The sequence below is a fragment of the Peribacillus sp. ACCC06369 genome (assembly GCF_030348945.1).
GTDB lineage: Bacteria > Bacillota > Bacilli > Bacillales > DSM-1321 > Peribacillus.
Map to the genome: position 1 here is coordinate 181,028 of NZ_JAUCEN010000002.1, position 17,265 is coordinate 198,292.

The 17,265-nt window shown below is 39.0% G+C and carries 12 protein-coding genes and 2 pseudogenes; 11 read left to right on the forward strand and 3 right to left on the reverse strand.

All coding sequences use genetic code 11. From position 1 onward, the window contains the following. Positions 1 to 11: 11 nt before the first annotated feature. The 5 genes from glmM to QUF78_RS01810 all read left to right on the forward strand — a co-directional run bounded on the left by glmM (position 12) and on the right by QUF78_RS01810 (position 6,031). On the forward strand, positions 12 to 1,361 hold the full coding sequence (glmM, locus tag QUF78_RS01790) for a phosphoglucosamine mutase (RefSeq protein WP_289323354.1): 1,350 nt from the start codon (positions 12 to 14) through the stop codon (positions 1,359 to 1,361). Positions 1,362 to 1,825: 464 nt separating this feature from the next. After that, positions 1,826 to 3,628, forward strand: a complete 1,803-nt coding sequence (glmS, locus tag QUF78_RS01795) for a glutamine--fructose-6-phosphate transaminase (isomerizing) (protein ID WP_289323355.1) — start codon at positions 1,826 to 1,828, stop codon at positions 3,626 to 3,628. A 494-nt stretch (positions 3,629 to 4,122) separates the two neighbouring features. After that, positions 4,123 to 4,572, forward strand: coding sequence for a hypothetical protein (locus QUF78_RS01800; protein WP_289323356.1), 450 nt, complete (start codon positions 4,123 to 4,125; stop codon positions 4,570 to 4,572). 331 nt (positions 4,573 to 4,903) lie between these two features. After that, entirely contained in the window at positions 4,904 to 5,275 is a 372-nt protein-coding gene (locus tag QUF78_RS01805) for an iron chaperone (protein ID WP_289323357.1), read from the forward strand. 324 nt (positions 5,276 to 5,599) lie between these two features. Next, the gene (locus tag QUF78_RS01810) at positions 5,600 to 6,031 is read left to right on the forward strand and encodes a hypothetical protein (RefSeq protein WP_289323358.1); all 432 of its coding nucleotides are present in this window, start codon (positions 5,600 to 5,602) and stop codon (positions 6,029 to 6,031) included. Positions 6,032 to 6,775: 744 nt separating this feature from the next. Here QUF78_RS01810 and QUF78_RS01815 read toward each other — a convergent pair. The 3 genes from QUF78_RS01815 to QUF78_RS01825 are packed head-to-tail and all read right to left on the reverse strand — an operon-like array spanning position 6,776 to position 10,262. Beyond that, complete coding sequence (locus tag QUF78_RS01815) at positions 6,776 to 7,810, reverse strand: sensor histidine kinase (protein ID WP_289323359.1); 1,035 nt, start codon at positions 7,808 to 7,810, stop codon at positions 6,776 to 6,778. Continuing rightward, positions 7,807 to 8,481 carry a response regulator transcription factor gene (locus tag QUF78_RS01820; protein ID WP_289323360.1) on the reverse strand — a complete coding sequence of 225 codons (675 nt, stop codon included), beginning with the start codon at positions 8,479 to 8,481 and terminating at the stop codon, positions 7,807 to 7,809. Before QUF78_RS01820 ends, QUF78_RS01815 begins: the two co-directional genes overlap by 4 nt. Before the next feature lie 23 nt (positions 8,482 to 8,504). Next, positions 8,505 to 10,262: an ABC transporter ATP-binding protein gene (locus tag QUF78_RS01825; protein WP_289323361.1), complete on the reverse strand. Its 1,758-nt coding sequence runs from the start codon at positions 10,260 to 10,262 to the stop codon at positions 8,505 to 8,507. A gap of 349 nt (positions 10,263 to 10,611) precedes the next feature. Here QUF78_RS01825 and QUF78_RS01830 point away from each other — a divergent pair. The 6 genes and pseudogenes from QUF78_RS01830 to QUF78_RS01855 all read left to right on the forward strand — a co-directional run bounded on the left by QUF78_RS01830 (position 10,612) and on the right by QUF78_RS01855 (position 16,976). Beyond that, positions 10,612 to 11,309, forward strand: a pseudogene (locus tag QUF78_RS01830) (response regulator transcription factor). After that, positions 11,302 to 12,392 (forward strand): annotated as a pseudogene (locus tag QUF78_RS01835) (sensor histidine kinase). The pseudogenes QUF78_RS01830 and QUF78_RS01835 overlap by 8 nt, the downstream one beginning before the upstream one ends. A gap of 83 nt (positions 12,393 to 12,475) precedes the next feature. Continuing rightward, positions 12,476 to 13,354: a M15 family metallopeptidase gene (locus QUF78_RS01840; RefSeq protein WP_289323362.1), complete on the forward strand. Its 879-nt coding sequence runs from the start codon at positions 12,476 to 12,478 to the stop codon at positions 13,352 to 13,354. A gap of 36 nt (positions 13,355 to 13,390) precedes the next feature. After that, the gene (locus QUF78_RS01845) at positions 13,391 to 13,825 is read left to right on the forward strand and encodes a VanZ family protein (protein WP_289323363.1); all 435 of its coding nucleotides are present in this window, start codon (positions 13,391 to 13,393) and stop codon (positions 13,823 to 13,825) included. 273 nt (positions 13,826 to 14,098) lie between these two features. After that, positions 14,099 to 15,268 carry an ATP-grasp domain-containing protein gene (locus QUF78_RS01850; protein ID WP_289323364.1) on the forward strand — a complete coding sequence of 390 codons (1,170 nt, stop codon included), beginning with the start codon at positions 14,099 to 14,101 and terminating at the stop codon, positions 15,266 to 15,268. A 13-nt stretch (positions 15,269 to 15,281) separates the two neighbouring features. Then, a complete protein-coding gene (locus QUF78_RS01855) occupies positions 15,282 to 16,976 on the forward strand; it encodes a methyl-accepting chemotaxis protein (protein WP_289323365.1) in 1,695 nt (564 codons plus the stop codon). Positions 16,977 to 17,265: the final 289 nt, after the last annotated feature.

Below are 17,265 nucleotides of genomic sequence, written 5' to 3' on the forward strand. Positions count from 1 at the left end.
GAGCGATAAAGATGGGTAAATATTTTGGAACAGACGGAGTAAGGGGTATAGCGAATAGCGAATTAACACCGGAGCTGGCATTTAAACTGGGCCGATTTGGTGGCTACGTTCTTACTAGAAATACAGAAAAACCCAAAGTGCTCATAGGGCGCGATACACGAATTTCAGGTGAAATGCTGGAAGGTGCACTTGTTGCCGGTCTATTATCCATTGGGGCTGAAGTGATGCGCCTGGGTGTAATTTCGACACCGGGAGTTGCCTATTTAACAAAGGCCTTAAGTGCCGAAGCAGGTGTCATGATTTCCGCTTCGCATAATCCAGTAGAGGATAATGGCATTAAATTCTTTGGACCGGATGGTTTTAAGCTATCCGATGATCAAGAAGCGGAAATTGAAACATTGTTAGATTTGGAAAAGGATGAACTTCCACGCCCGGTTGGCGGAGATTTAGGCCATTTGAACGATTATTTCGAAGGTGGGCAAAAGTATCTCCAGTACTTGAAACAATCAGTGGATGAAGACTTTACAGGCATTCATGTTGCGCTCGATTGTGCACATGGGGCGACATCAGCCTTGGCCATGCATTTGTTTGCGGATCTTGATGCAGACATCTCTACAATGGGGGCATCGCCCAATGGCTTGAACATCAATGACAAGGTAGGTTCCACCCACCCTGAAGCACTTGCTGAATTCTTAAAAGAAAAAGGTGCGGATGTTGGACTTGCTTTCGATGGTGACGGAGACCGCGTCATTGCCATAGATGAAAAAGGAAATATAGTGGACGGCGACCAAATCATGTATATATGTGCGAAATACTTGAAAGAAAATAATCGTCTGAAACAGGGAACAGTGGTTTCTACGATCATGAGCAACCTTGGTTTTTATAAAGGTCTTGAAGAGCACGGTATACAAAGCGCCCAAACGGCAGTGGGGGATCGCTATGTGGTGGAAGAGATGCGAAAAGGCGGCTATAACCTTGGCGGCGAACAATCCGGACATATCATCTTCCTGGACTATAACACCACAGGAGATGGCTTATTGACGGGCTTACAGCTTGTGAACATCATGAGTGACACCCAAAAAACCTTATCAGAGCTCGCTGGCGAGATGAGGAAATATCCACAGACACTCATCAACGTCAGAGTTACCGATAAGCATGCTGTAACTGATAATGAAAAGGTACAGGAAGTCATTAAGGCAGTCGAAGGGGAAATGAACGGAAACGGTCGCATTTTGGTGAGACCATCCGGTACTGAACCGCTAGTCCGTGTTATGGCTGAAGCACCGACTGCTGAAGAATGCACTAATTATGTAGATCGCATCGTCTCAGTGGTAAGAGCGGAAATGGGAATAAACGAATAACCAATCCAATGCATAAAAGGAACGAAATTTCCTTTTATGCATATTTTTATAAAGAAGTTCTTTTTCGTAGGTCTTGGTAATAAAGAATTGACCTATGTCCCTTGTTTAAGGTATGATTATCCTGATTTACAACTCATTTTCTCTAAAATGGTTGTTTTTAAAAAGGAGGGTAGGCAAGGAGAAACAGATTTACAAAAGCGCCTGAACTAAGTCTGGTCGAGAAAGGCTTAGTTGACGAGGAGGAGGTTTATCGAATGATCGGCGGATACCTCCCGGCTGAAGTGCACAGCCGCAGTAATTCCAATCATAAAACAGTAGGGCAACTTACTGCACAAAGGGTTGGAAATGCACAATGGGAAAAAGTGCTTTAGGGCATTTCCTTTATAAAAATATATTAGAGATGAGGGGGCAGGGATGCCCCCGTGCATTCCTGTTCCCTCGAATCGGTTGGAGGAACAGAAATTATGTGTGGAATTGTTGGATATATTGGACTTAGTGATGCAAAGGAAATTTTATTAAAAGGTCTTGAAAAACTTGAATACCGCGGATATGACTCTTCAGGGATTGCTGTGAAAAATGATGCAGGCGTGACAATCTTCAAGGAAAAGGGACGAATCGCGGACTTACGCGGTGCCGTGGATGATAACACTATTGCATATACTGGAATAGGACATACACGCTGGGCCACCCATGGTGTGCCAAGCCGTGAGAATGCTCATCCTCACCAAAGTAATTCAGGTCGCTTGACTTTAGTTCATAATGGGGTCATTGAAAACTATGCGATTCTAAAACGTGAATATTTAAAGGATGTTGCCTTTAAAAGCGAAACGGATACGGAAGTCATCGTTCAACTAATTGAGAAGTTCGTAAACGATGGTATGGAAGTGGAAGAGGCGTTCCGTCAAACACTCACTCTATTAGAAGGCTCATATGCCATTGCCCTTTTGGATGCTGAAAATGATGAAACCATTTTTGTCGCAAAAAATAAAAGCCCGCTGCTGATCGGTGTGGGAAATGATTTTAACGTTATCGCTTCAGATGCAATGGCCATGTTGCAAGTCACAGATCAATTCCTTGAACTGATGGATAAAGAAATGGTTATCGTGACAAGTGAAAAGGTAACGATCAAGAACCTTTCCAACGAAGAAGTTATGCGAGCTCCATATACTGCTGAACTGGATGCAAGTGATATTGAAAAAGGTACGTATCCTCACTATATGCTTAAAGAAGTCGACGAGCAGCCAGCTGTCATACGTAAAATCATTCAAGCATACCAAAATGAAGAAGGTAAACTTGCAATCGATTATAGCATTACTGAAGCGGTAAGTGAGGCTGACCGTATTTATATCATCGCTTGCGGAACCAGCTATCATGCAGGATTGATTGGTAAGCAGTTCATCGAAAAAATGACTGAAATTCCGGTTGAGGTCCATGTGGCATCGGAATTCACTTACAATATGCCGTTATTATCGAAAAAACCGTTATTCATCTTCATTTCACAAAGTGGTGAAACTGCAGATAGCCGTGCCGTATTAGTGTCCATCAAAGCGCTTGGTCATAAAGCTCTGACCATCACGAACGTACCGGGCTCTACATTGTCACGTGAAGCGGATTATACGCTCTTGCTGCATGCTGGCCCTGAAATAGCCGTGGCCTCTACAAAGGCTTACACAGCTCAAGTGGCAGTCCTGTCCATATTAGCAAATGTAACTGGCAAATTCCGTAAAATGGAGTATGATTTCGACCTTGTAAAAGAGCTTGGAATCGTTGCGACAGCAATGGAAGCCCTCTGTGACTCGAAAGAAGAGATGGAAGCCATTGCCCGTGAATATATGTCCGTTACAAGAAACTGCTTCTTCATTGGCCGTTCCCTTGACTACTATGTTGTTCTTGAAGGGGCCCTTAAGCTGAAGGAGATATCATACATCCAGGCAGAAGGCTTTGCTGGCGGAGAGCTTAAACACGGAACGATCGCCTTGATTGAAGAAGGTACACCTGTCATAGCCCTTGCCACTCAAGCAGGCGTCAACCTAAGCATCCGTGGAAATGTTAAAGAAGTGGTTGCCCGCGGCGCCAACCCTTGCATCATTTCCATGAAGGGTCTGGAAGAAGAGGATGACCGTTTCGTCATCCCGGAAGTGAATGAACTATTAACACCCCTTATCTCTGTTATCCCGCTGCAGCTCATTGCTTACTACGCTGCCTTGCACCGCGAATGTGACGTGGATAAACCACGTAACCTTGCGAAAAGTGTAACGGTTGAGTAAGTTGGAATGAATGCAACGTATGTTTGTTGAAAGACAACAAAGTCGGGTACTGAACAACAAAGTTGGGTACTCGATATAAAGATTAAGCACTAGAAGCATAGGGTTATATCCTATGCTTCTTTTTTTATATATAATACTTTTTTATGGTGTGCAGTATGAATCTAGCTTCTAGTTGCTGCTATTCTGTTACTTCAGCAACTGAATCAAAGGATAGTTCTTCCTGTGGTAGTCCTGTTCTAACGAGATTGGTAATTAAAAATAATTCATGTTACGAATAAACCAAAAGACCAGCCTGGATATCAGGCTGGTCCTTTAAATTTATCCTTTTTATTTCGAGATACAGTATTAATTTACTTTTGGATAAGATTGTTAATCTTATTGTTGGTTTAAAACAAATAGAAGAGACCACCTATTTGAAGTGAACCCAAAAAGTTAGAAGTAGGCATGTAACTTTTATACATAGTTAACGTCTAACAAAAAAAGGTGGGATTAACGTGAAAGTTAAGAAATTATACGCTATATTGATGCTGCTCTTACTTATAGTAGGAGGTTGTTCGAATGAAACCAAAGAAGAACCACCAGAAGCGAAAGTGAAAATAAACGATGTAAATATCGAAACAGCTAGAGGTACTTATCAGTGGGAAAAAAAGAGTTTCCTCTCCAATACGACGGTTATCGCCGATGCTGCTGCACCCTTTCAAATTGCTGAAGATATGAAAGCGGAAATAGTTGAACAAAGTTCAGTTGCAAATGTAGAGTTTAATGATGGCTCCCAACCACAATTACAGGCTTATTTATGGGAAGAAGAAAAGCGTGGCGAAGAATTACCTTTGAATCAACACAACATAACCTTACCGTCGGAAAAAGGAAAGTATGTAATTGAAATGAACGCTAAATGGTCAAATGGAGACTCCTCTTATACTTTTGTCGTAGAGGTACGATAATACAAGATTTTTTCCTCAACGAAGTTAAGTAGATCTAAATAAAGATTAACTGTTTATAAAAAGTTGCGAAGCTTTACCCCTTTGGCTATGATTAGCCAAAGGGGTATTTTTAATGTCTAAAATAACGTGAACCTCTCAAGTTGATAAGTGGATTAAAGCAGGCTAAGGAATAGGAAACGATGTGCAGTGACAATAAAGTTGTTTAATGCATTCTATTACATCCATCGGTAGGGAATCACGGCATTCATTAGAGCAAAGTTAAAGATCTTCCTATGGTGCATTGTTGAAAGTGAAGTCTTCATAAAATTTTTTTAATTTAGGAGAGAATGACATGGAAGTTTTTGCGGAATTTTTAGCGAATATTGATAACCCGCAACATAGGGAACGAACGGAAGAAGTCTTGGCTTGGGTAACTAAGAAATTTCCAAATTTAATGCCGAAAATTGCGTGGAATCAGCCTATGTTTACCGATCATGACACATATATCATTGGCTTTAGCGTAGCCAAACATCATTTGGCTGTTGCCCCTGAAAAGGCAGGGATCGATCATTTCTCTGATGAAATCGTGCAGGCTGGCTATGATTACACCAAGCAGTTGGTACGTATCAAGTGGGATAATCCGGTTGATTACTCATTACTTGAAAAAATGATTGAGTTTAATATTTTTGATAAGACAGACTGTTCAACTTTTTGGCGGAAATAATAAAAGCTGATTATTAAGGGTGAGTTGACCCTCTATTAAAGTGTCCATTATTCGGGGTTTATTCATATAAAAAGTGAAACGATGTGGTCCTTAGGTTATAATATCTCATATCTGCCGTCTGATCTAACTCCATAGGCAAAAAGGCAGATTCCTCGGTCCTTATGACCTCACCTTTACGGTTGCGAGTCATAAATAGTTTTAAATTCAAAAAAAGCACAGGGTGTTCCAAATTTGGAACTCCTTGTGCTATTGATTTTTGATAAAGTGAAGATATAAAAATATTGCAACCAAACTACTTTAAGATATTTATTACAGGGGATTCAAATGAAAAAGACCATTTGGCCAATCATTGCTGTATTTGTTATGTTAGTATGTTTTCCAGAAGTAAATTCTTCAGCTGAGAGTCTTCAAAAGGATTTAACACAAGAAGAAATTTATCAAAAATTTTCAGAAATATCAGATTACTACGATGTTGGTGAAGAATTAAGTTTTGACGATGCTGAATTTGTGAAGCTTTATGCGAAGACATCAAACTCTCCTATCATGCCTGTAAAAACTGCCACCGTCTTAGGAAGTAATTCTAATTCAAAAATTAGTGCAAATTTGAAAGGATCTGTATCATCAAATCATGGAATTGTTAATAATTCTTTTGGTGGTAATGTAACGACAACAGTTACCAAAGGAACTCCTACAAAAATCACTACAAAAATTAGGCATACTGCCTATGGATTAGTTGGATCTGGTGGTGTTGGTTAGGTGCAAGATAAAACCTTAACAGTGTCATGCACTTCTGGAAAGTCTTGTGCACTTAAACAAACATATCCATATACAGCCTCTGTAGCATATTCGACAACTTATGCTGAAGCGACTATTAGTTATAGTGGCGGGGCACTCGGAGTTACTGCTAAATAATTTTTTATATAGTAAAGAAGGTGATTAAAGTTTTAAACAATTTTAGTTTGGTTGGAACAATTATTCTGTTATTGGCGATTGCAGGAATAGGGTTTATTATCAGACGGATTTATTTAAAAATATCAAAATAATCATCTCTAATATTGAAAAAGAAAAAAAGAGGTAACATATTGCACATAACTCTTTCAAGTAATATCTCTATCTACTGCCTTTTCTAAGTAGTCTACCGGAATATTTGTTAAGAAATGAAGTAGAACGGCCCATTATGGATGGAAAGGAGATGGAGCCTTCATTGGTGATGATCGGTTTTGGCGGACTTTCAGAAGAAGAGATAGAAAAAGGAATTGCTGTACTTCGAAATGCTTGGTTTTCTGAAATGTAAATTAATGGAAGGTTGGCCTCGAACTCATCTTAAAACAAAGTGGAAAGTAACGTTCAAATTTTAATCCCTCAAAAACCTATCCAGGATAGGTGATTTTATTTAGCTTTCATTTTAATTCTACGGAAGGCCAAAAATGTGGTCGGATATTAATCTGAAGCAACAATAACTACAAATAGAATTAAACCAGCTGACAAGTCAGCTGGTTTTTATGAAATAGGAAGCAGAATCGTAAAAGTAGTTCCCTTTTCGAGTTCACTTTCCACGGATATGGTCCCTTCATGCATCTCTATAATTCTTTTCACGATGGATAGACCTAGACCGCTGCCGCTTTTTGAGCGTTCCCTTGCCAGGTCGGCTTTATAGAATCGCTCGAATATATGGAACTGGTCGTTTTCGGAAATGCCGATTCCATTGTCGGATATCGTTATGGATGCCCGGTCATCAATCTGTTGTAATCGAATCGTGATCTTTCCGCGATGGCGGGTGAACTTGATACTATTGTGTATTAAATTCGTCCATACTTGGCTCATTAAGTCCTGGTCTGCAACTATTGGAACCTTTTCTAAGGATATATCCAATTCGAGTTCTTTTTCCAACCAAGCGGGTTCACATGCCAAAATAATGGTTCGTATTTGCTGATCGAGCCGGAAATCGGTCCTTTCAAAAGGATGATGGTCGGATTCAAGGGATGTAAGCTTTAGAAGGTTATCACTTAATTTAGATAATCTCCGGCTTTCTGTCTCAATTATATTAAGATAATGATTTCGTTCTTCGGTTGTCAGCTTATTAAATTGAAGAGCCTGGGCAAATCCTACAATGGAGGTAAGGGGCGACTGTATTTCGTGTGAGACGTTAGAGATGAATTCTTGCCGCATTTCTTCCATTTGCTTCAATTGCTTGGCCATGTGATTGAAGTGGTTAATGATATCCGTCATTTCGTTTTTCTTGCCCGTTTTAAAATCCAATTGTACATTATAATCGCCATTTGCTATTTTCCTTAAGGCATCTATGATCTCGAGGTAAATATTAACCCGTTTATTGTGATGGATAGCGCGGATAAGATAACCGATGGATATCATGATTGCGATGCTTGTCATGATAGTGGCCAGAAACCGAACATAATCGGTTAATCTTAAGGGCAATAGTTCAATGATATAATAACCGGCGGAAAAACATATGGAAATATATGCAATAAAAAACAGTGTGCCAAGCATTTGTTTGAAAAATCGATTGCTTCTCATCTCGTTATCTCCAAACGGTAGCCCAATCCCCAGATCGTTTTAATCCGGAAAGGGAAATCCGATTCAGGAAACCGTTCTCGCACTCTTTTAATATGAACATCGACAGTTCGTTCATCACCTTCATAATCATAGCCCCAAATGTCTTCGATAAGATTTTCCCTGGAAAAAGTTTTTCCAGGATAGCTTGCTAATTTAAACAACAATTCAAATTCTTTTAAGGGAATCGTAAATTCCTTTTCTTTGAATGAAATTTCATGTGTGTTGCGATTCATCTTTAATTCGCCGATATTTAATGTTTGTGAAATAGTAATTTTATAGCGTTTTAGTAATGCCTTTATTCTCAGAACCAATTCGATCGGTTCAAATGGCTTTACAAGATAATCATCTGCCCCAAGCCCGAAACCTTTTACTTTCTGTGTTGTTTCCCCTTTTGCAGTCAGCATTAAAATGGGGATATCACTAAATTCCCGTAACTCTTTGCATAATTGCCATCCATCCATGTTGGGCATCATAATGTCGATGACTGCCAAATCGATTTTCACTTTCTCCATTACTTTCAATGCTTGCAGTCCATCTGAGGCTTCATATAGATCAAATCCTTCTTTTCTTAACAAGAGTTGTATAAGTTCACGAATATGTGCATCATCATCGACAATTAGTATTTTTGTCATCCGTCTTCTTTCCTTTCGGTAAATTAGGCGAGTTCAAGTTTGTTTAACTGTTGTTCAGCGAATTCGCGATATAATGAGTGCGTTTTATATAGCTCCTTATGTGTTCCGCTGCCCGTTATTTTCCCTTTTTCCAGAAAGATGATTTGATCTGAACCAACAACGGTCGATAGGCGGTGAGCAATAACTATTGTTGTTCTGCCTTTCATTAATTCATTTAACGCCTGTTGAACAACTTTTTCTGATTTGCTGTCCAGGCTGGAGGTAGCTTCATCAAGCATCAGTATTTTTGGGTTTCTTAAAAATGCTCGGGCGATTGCAATTCTTTGTCTTTGACCGCCGGATAATTTCATGCCCCTTTCGCCAACCTCTGTATCATATCCGTTAGGAAGCTCAGAAATAAATTGATCTGCATACGCCATTTTAGCTACTTGGTTTAATTCCTCATCTGTTATATCCCGATCGATTCCATAACAGATATTATCTCGAATTGTGCCAGATACAATCGGACTTTCTTGTGAAACATACCCAATCTGGCTTCTCCATGAAAGCAGTGTGAAATCATTTATGGATTTCCCGCCTATGGAAATGGAGCCTTGCTGTGGTTTGTAGAAACGCTCGAATAATGAGAAAAGGGTTGTTTTGCCGCTGCCGCTTGGTCCGACAATTGCTGTGACCTTACCGGATTCAACGTTAAAGCTTATATCTTTAAGTACCTGTTCTCCATTATTGTAACTATAGTTCAGGTGATCCACGGTGATTGATTGACTTATATTCTGAACTGGCTGCTTCGCATCTTCCTCCTCTACTGAATCCAAAATGGAAATGATGCGCTCTGTTGCACCCGTGGCTTTTTGAAATTGTGTAAAGAAACTGGCTAATTGAGCCATTGGCATGATTATTTGGAAAAGATACATGATGAATGCAACTAGGGCTCCAGCAGTCAGGGCTCCTGAAGAAACGCGCATTCCCCCATAACCTAAAATCAGCACGAGTAATGCCATCATGACAAAACTCATTAGCGGCGCAATCAACGCTTGGATTTTTGCCTCTTTTAATCCGAATTGAAATAATTTATGGATTCCTTTTTTTCCATTTTCATATTCTAGAGTTTCAGCATTTGAGGCTTTAACAAGACGGATTTCCGTTAGCACTTGCTGGAGGACTGAGGTGAAGCTTGCTGTCTCGTCCTGCATCCCTTTTGATATTTCATGCATTTTTTTCCCTAGTGGCATTAATATCAAAACAGAGAGTGGAATTGCAGTGAACATCAATAATGTCATTTTCCAATCCAGTACGAATAACACGATCATGGAACCTACGATGGAAATGATTCCTGTAACGAAATTAGAGAGGTGCTCAGAGATTAATCCCTTCACTACTGTTGTATCATTTGTCATTCGACTGACTGTTTCGCCTGACGGATGTTCATCAAAATAACTCACGGGCAATACGAGTATTTTTTTCCATAGTTGATCGCGGATACCCGCCACTACAGATTGACCGATCCGATTTAATAAATAGATGGAAAATCCACTGGCCAATGCTTGAACAATGATGGCAAGAACGAGAAGGGTGATCCGTTCAGTGCTTAGTGAGCTGATCGAAAAATCATTAATTAAATTTTTTGTGAATAAAGGGACTAATAAACCCACACCCGTTGTACCTAGGCTTAATGCCAATGCAATCCCTATCATTAGTTTAGAAGGCTTCGTTTGTTGAACTAACCGAATGAACTGGCGCCATCCCTTTTGATTTTTTGCTTCTGACATATTTAAATACATCCTTTCTTGACCTTTACATGAGGAAGTATACAAAGAAGTTATGAATTGAATATGAACTTTTGGGTATTAAAGAAAAATTCCACGAAATTACTGTTGGATTTTTACTGAATGATAAAGTTGAAAAAATAGCGGTCACTTAAAATAGTGTCGGCTTTTTTTAATTAAGATACAAGAAAAATAAAGAATCGGACTGAAATATTCAGGTGAATATGGATGTTAGGTATATGAAGTTCTTGGTTAATGAAAAGGCATATCAGTTATAATGGGTCACCAGTAGCAATTTGGAAAATCGGAATGGAATGGAGTACAATTAAAGTAATGGGAATATGTAAAAGGGAGTAAGATACAGATGAAGCGGATTACTATATTGATAGCTGATGATGAGGTGGAAATTGCTGACCTGGTCGCTTTGCATTTGGAGAAAGAGGGATATAACTATATCAAGGTATCGGATGGGAAAGAGGCCATTCGTGTTATTAGCGATCAGAAGATAGACTTGGCCATCTTGGATATCATGATGCCGGAGCTGAATGGCTATGAAGTTACCCGTCAAATTAGAGCGAAATATCAAATGCCTATCATTTTTCTTAGTGCAAAAAGTTCCGATCTGGATAAAATCTCCGGATTGGTGATGGGGGCGGACGATTATATGACCAAGCCTTTCAACCCAATGGAATTGGTCGCACGCGTGAATGCGCAATTGCGACGGGCAATGCAGTTGAATCAAGTTTCAAACGAAAACGAATCTATATTGGAAGTCGGCGGTTTGATCATTTATCCGGATCAGCGCAAAGTGATACTATATGATGAAGCCATCGAACTAACTCCGAAGGAATTCGATATTTTGGTTCTCTTAGCCGGTCATTCCCAAAAAGTATTTAGTGCGGAAAGTATTTTTCAAAATGTATGGGGCGAAGCGTATTATGAAAGGGCAATAATACTGTCATGGTTCATACTCGTACGCTAAGAAAAAAGCTTGGCGAGGATAAAAATAAAAACAAGTTCATCACGACAGTTTGGGGAGTGGGATATAAATTCAATGGCTGACATGTTACGAAGCTTCCGGGCTAAAATGATTGTATTGCTTGCATTGAGTATGTTGATAGCCGGAACCATTACCTTCCTGATATATAAAGGGCTTCAACTTTATTATCATACGAATGTAAAGGTCGAAGATCCATTGTTCCGTTTGCGTTTGATCATGAATATATATGGAGATCTAAACTTCTTTTTAATCATTTTTGTCCCACTTTCGATACTATTCTTCTTTTTCCTTACAAAACCTTATGCGACATACTTTAATAAGATTTCCAATGGAATATTAATGATCTCGCAAATGGTGACTTTAAAAGCAGAGTCGACATCTTATCAAAAGATGAGTTCCAGGATATAGCGGAAGATATTAACCGGGCAAGTGAGAAATTACAAGAAGCCGTAGAAAGAGGCGATTTTGCAGAAAGCAGTAAGGATCAATTGGTTCTGAACTTGGCCCATGATTTACGTACACCTCTAACTTCCGTTTTGGGATATTTGGACTTTATCCTTCGAGAAGAAGATTTACCTGCAGAACGAATCAGGCATTTTACGAAGATTGCTTATACGAAATCCCAACGTTTAGAGAAACTTATTGATGAACTTTTTGAAATAACCAGAATGAACTATGGCATGCTTCCATTAGAGAAAAAATCCCTCAATTTAAGTGAATTGCTCATTCAATTAAGTGAAGAACTATATCCACTCTTCGAAAAAAACCACTTGAGTGCAAGATCGACTCTTCCATCGCATTTAGATATTTCAGGTGATGGCGACCTATTGGCGCGTGTATTCGAAAACTTATTGACCAATGCCGTACGTTATGGAAACGATGGACAGTTCGTGGATATCCTTGGTTTCACTGATAAAGGGGAGGTTGTGGTGCAAGTTATCAACTATGGAACTTGTATACCTGAGGAAGAACTACCTTATGTTTTTGATATGTTCTACACAAATGATAGGGCGCGGTCCCATAAAGATGGAAGCACGGGTCTCGGTTTATTCATCGCAAAAAATATTGTCGAACAGCATAATGGAACGATATCCGTTAAAAGCGATTCTGTACAGACTCTATTTGAAGTGCGATTACCGCAGTGATTTAAGAAAAATTTTATAATTTCCCCACTATTTTTTTAAACTATTTTTCCTAACCTATAGAAAGAAGGTAAGGAGGACTGTTCATGAAGAAGTGGGTTTTTTTGTTTGTTTTATTTTTGCTGTTTGCACGTGAAGTAAACGAATATAAATCTGACGGTGATTTTCAAATTATTGATGAAAGACATGGTCTAAGGGTTCCGAAGGAGAGTGGAACGTTAGAAATAGCTAAGGATCAGGTTTACCAAGGGAATTTGTTATTGGTCAATAAGGAACATCCTGTACATCGGGGAGGGATCAAATCTGATGTGGTTAATCTATTTCAACACAAAGAACTAATAGAGGGATATGGTCTGTCGGACGAAAGGATTCGCTTGTCACAGGGTGTGGCAGAGAAATTCTTGGAAATGGTTCGTGCGGCTGAAAAAGACAATGTCCGTCATTTCATGATTAGCAGCGGGTATCGGAATGAAGAGGAGCAAAGTCAGCTCTATCAAGAAAAGGGGTCTGCATTTGCTTTACCAGCTGGCTATAGTGAGCACAACTTAGGGTTATCACTTGATATAGGCTCCACCTTATCAGGTATGAATGAAGCCCCGGAAGGAAGGTGGCTGCAAAAGAATGCCTCGAAATACGGTTTTATTTTACGTTATCCGGAAAATAAAAAGGCTATTACAGGAATAGAATATGAGCCATGGCATTTCCGCTATGTTGGTCTTCCCCATAGTAGAATCATGCAGAAAAAGAATTTTACATTGGAAGAATACCTTACTTATATAAAAGAGAAAAAGAAAATTGGGGGAACCATAGCGGGTGTGGAATATGAAGTCTCTTATTATCCTGTATCCTCAAAAAAGACGGTTAAGCTACAGGCCAACGCGTATGAAGTATCTGGAGATAATATGGGTGGAGTCATCGTGACTGCTTTTTCTTCTGTGCATGCACGTGATGGGCAAGAGAAATGAAGAAAATAAATAATACAGGATATCATTATTCCAGCTTTGTTTGCTAGTTATATATTTTTGCTAACCAAAGTCATTTTATTTAAGTTTGGCCATATTGATATAACTTTTCTTCTGGAACAGCTTCAAAGTAATCTAAAGAACCCAGTAAATATGAAGGATAGATTATTATTGTTCGGTAATTTCATACCGCTTAATGAAATAGTGAGTGCTGTCCAAAATAGAACGTATCACAATATATTCAATTTGCTAGGAAACATCGCATTATTCATTCCTTTTGGTATATTTCTACCTCTCGTTATTGGAAAGGGATATATAAATCTAAAGAGGGTATGCTGTATTTCCTTTATAGTAAGTCTTTGTTATGAAGTCTCTCAGGCTGTCTTTAATATCGGCATCTTTGATGTGGATGATCTTCTATTAAATACGTTTGGCGGAATGCTAGGGTATGCCCTATTCAAGTTCGGCATCTAATCGAAAAACGATCAAGTATTATTGTAGATGTACAAGAATGAAAGGAGTTCCTTCAACATGAGCATAGAAAAAAGGAGAGCCCGGGGCTAGATCCGGGCTTTTTCTATGTCCTCAAATGCTTTTTTTAGTTGGAGTCGATAGGTAAAAAGGTATATTGAAATTTTATTTTTTTAATGTGAAATTAATAATAAATACCTATATAAGCTAAATACTTACCGCTTTTAACCGATTAAATATGGAGATACAAAAAACAGTATAAGTTAGGTGGAAAAAATGATTATTTTGAATGAGTCCATTGTGTCGCCAATTCTTCTAAAGGTGTTGGAGGAACAGCAAATTCCAGTGCTGGAACAAGGGCAATGGGGAGAAACATCAACATCAGAAAAGCTAAACATTCAAAAAGATACCGAATTTTTCAAGTCCATGGAAATGGGCCAAAGAATTCTTACAAACTCTGAAAATGGCATTACATTATTAGGTCATTTCCGACCAAATAACAATGAGTACATATGGTCAAAGTTATTGAAGGATAAGAGTCAGGTGCGGAATTTAACGAAATCTTTATATCCTGATTTCTATTTCCAAGATATTGATTTATCCATGATAAGTGACCTGGATAAAAATCAAATACCGTTTCCGGTAGTTATCAAACCCAATATTGGCTATTCAAGTGTAGGGGTGCATAAAGTCAAGAATGAACAGGACTGGGATATAGCCGTGAACCAGCTTAAAGCAGATTTACTTCATTCGGATGGATTATATGATTCAGAAGTGGTCGGTTCCCAGACCGTTTTAATAGAGGAGTGGATTCAGGGTGAAGAGTATGCCATTGATGGTTATTACAATCAAGATGGCGAACCGGTCATTTTGAATGTCTTCAAACGATTATTCAAGGACGATTACGAAACTTCCGATCGAATTTATTATACTTCGAAGTTGGCCATTAATGAAATCTATAATGATGCACTAAAGTTCATGAAGAATATCCAAACGGTCCTTCCACTTAGGAATTACCCTGTACACTTCGAAATTCGCAAAAAAGGAAACTGGGTGATACCTATCGAAATCAATCCTCTGCGTTTTGCTGGAGCGGGTACAACGGATCTAGGGTACCATGCGTATGGGATGAATATGTATGAACATTATTTTTCAGGTACCAAACCCGATTGGAATCGGATATTGGAAGAGATGGACGATAATATATATAGCTTTTTCTTTGCAGAGTTACCACTGGAAATAAATCTGGAAGATGTTGCACGTATTGATCATGATGCACTTTGTCGTGAATTTGAACATGTTTTGGAATATAGGCAGCTTCCTTTTCAAAATGACCGGAGCATGGCAATCATATTTTATAGAAGTGAGGATTTGAACAAAAATCTCCAGTTGCTTCATTTGGATTTAATACCATATTTGACTATAAAACATCTGGCTTTTATCTAAGGGGGGCATGGGAATGAGATTTTCAAAGCTGAATCCTAAAAAATCTTTACTGGCAAAACTATTCTTGTTTTATATCATTCCATTCATACTTTTCGCAGGGGCGATGGGCCTTTGCTTTTCCTATATTACTAATAAAATGATCAATGAGCATGTCCTTCCGCAATTCGATGAGCGTCTTTCTGAAAATGCCCACAGTTTAGCAGCAAGCCTCAATCCTACTTTGATAAAGAATGCTTCGGAACGGGGAGAAGTGATTGTGAGGCAGCTAGATGCTTTTGTAGAAAATAAAAAGGGAATTGAGTACGTTTATGTATTGAAGCGGGAGAATGATGCCGATGTGATTGTAGCCTTGAATGGCAGCACGGATTTCATGGTGGAATCCCCTTTTACGCCGGAACAAGCAATATCGATAAATGGAAAAGAAGACGTATTGAGTGAAATATATAAAGATAAGTGGGGCACACACAAGTCGTACTTTACGCCAATCGAAGGAACAGACGCCATTGTGGGAATCGATATGGATGCAAAATTCATTGATGAATTGAAGAGCACAATGTTATTCTATAATATCTTATTTCTTGCAAGTGCCATTATATTAGGTGTGCTATGCGCCGCTGTCATCGGGAAAAAGATCTCGGGACCCGTTAATGAACTTGTAGGTTACACGAATGAAATGGCAGAAGGGAACTTAAGTAAATCGATGCCCATTGGTAGACAGGATGAGATTGGCGATCTGTCAGATGGATTCGAAGATATGAGATTAAGTTTGTCCCATATAATTCAGAATGTCCGTGAACACGCTCAAACGATGAATCAAACGACAGTGTCCATTCACCAATCCTTTGAGGAGATGGTGGAATCCTATGGGCAGATAGTGACTGGGACAACGGAAGAAGCAAAAGCCTCAGAAGAACGTGCCCATCATATTGACAGAATTTCCAATATGATCAGTGACTTAACGGATACAATCCGTTTAATGAGCGAACAAACGAATGAAATGAATGAATTTACGATGCATACGAATACACTTGCTGAACAAGGAAGTAAACAAGTGCAGGATGTAACCAGACAGATGGATAAAATCATGGAAAACGGCCAATCGAATAAAGTGAATTTGGTGAGCCTGGAAGCTGATGTAGTGAAGATAAACGAAGTGATTGGCTTAATAAGGGGCATTGCTTCCCAGACCAACCTGCTATCATTGAATGCTTCCATTGAAGCGGCACGGGCGGGGGATGCAGGCAGAGGTTTTGCTGTAGTCGCTCAAGAGGTGCAAAAATTGGCTGTGCAAACAGATGAATCAATCGATATCATTTCTGAGTCGATTACGCGGATCAATGAACAAACAGCCAAAGTCATCCAAAATAATGATGAAAGTTTTCAGGATATAATAAATGGTGTTTCCTTAGTGGAAAACAATGGAGAGATTTTCAATAAGATATTCGAATCCGTAGAGAAATTGTTGAAAGGCACAGAACAATTAGCAAGCCATTCGAAAAAAATCAATGAGTCTTCGGATGAAAGCCTAGCATCCATTCAGGAAATTGCAGCGATTTCAGAAGAAGGAGTCGCAACAACGGAGCAAATATCGGCAGCCGCAATTCAACAAAGTACCATAATGACTGGATTGAAGGAGCAAAACGAAGAGTTAGCAAATGAATCGGCCATATTAGAGGGGATGGTAAAAAAGTTCATTACGGAAAAATGATATATTTGATGTAAAAAAAAACCTCTTGTTAACGTTGTTTACAAGAGGTTTTTTTTTGTGGAAATGGCATGTGGGTCATTTGCTGTAATAGATAGAGTCACATTAGACCAAGATTATTTCTATGTGAATTTATAGAGTATTAAAAATTGCTTGAAAAAAGTTTATCCAAACCATTTGCAATCGCTGCCATTTAATGTTATGCTTAGTCTTAATTATTTTTGTTCGGTACTAAGGATACTAAAAGTACTACTTTTCGTTTTCGATGATGACTTAGAGCAAGGATAGTAAT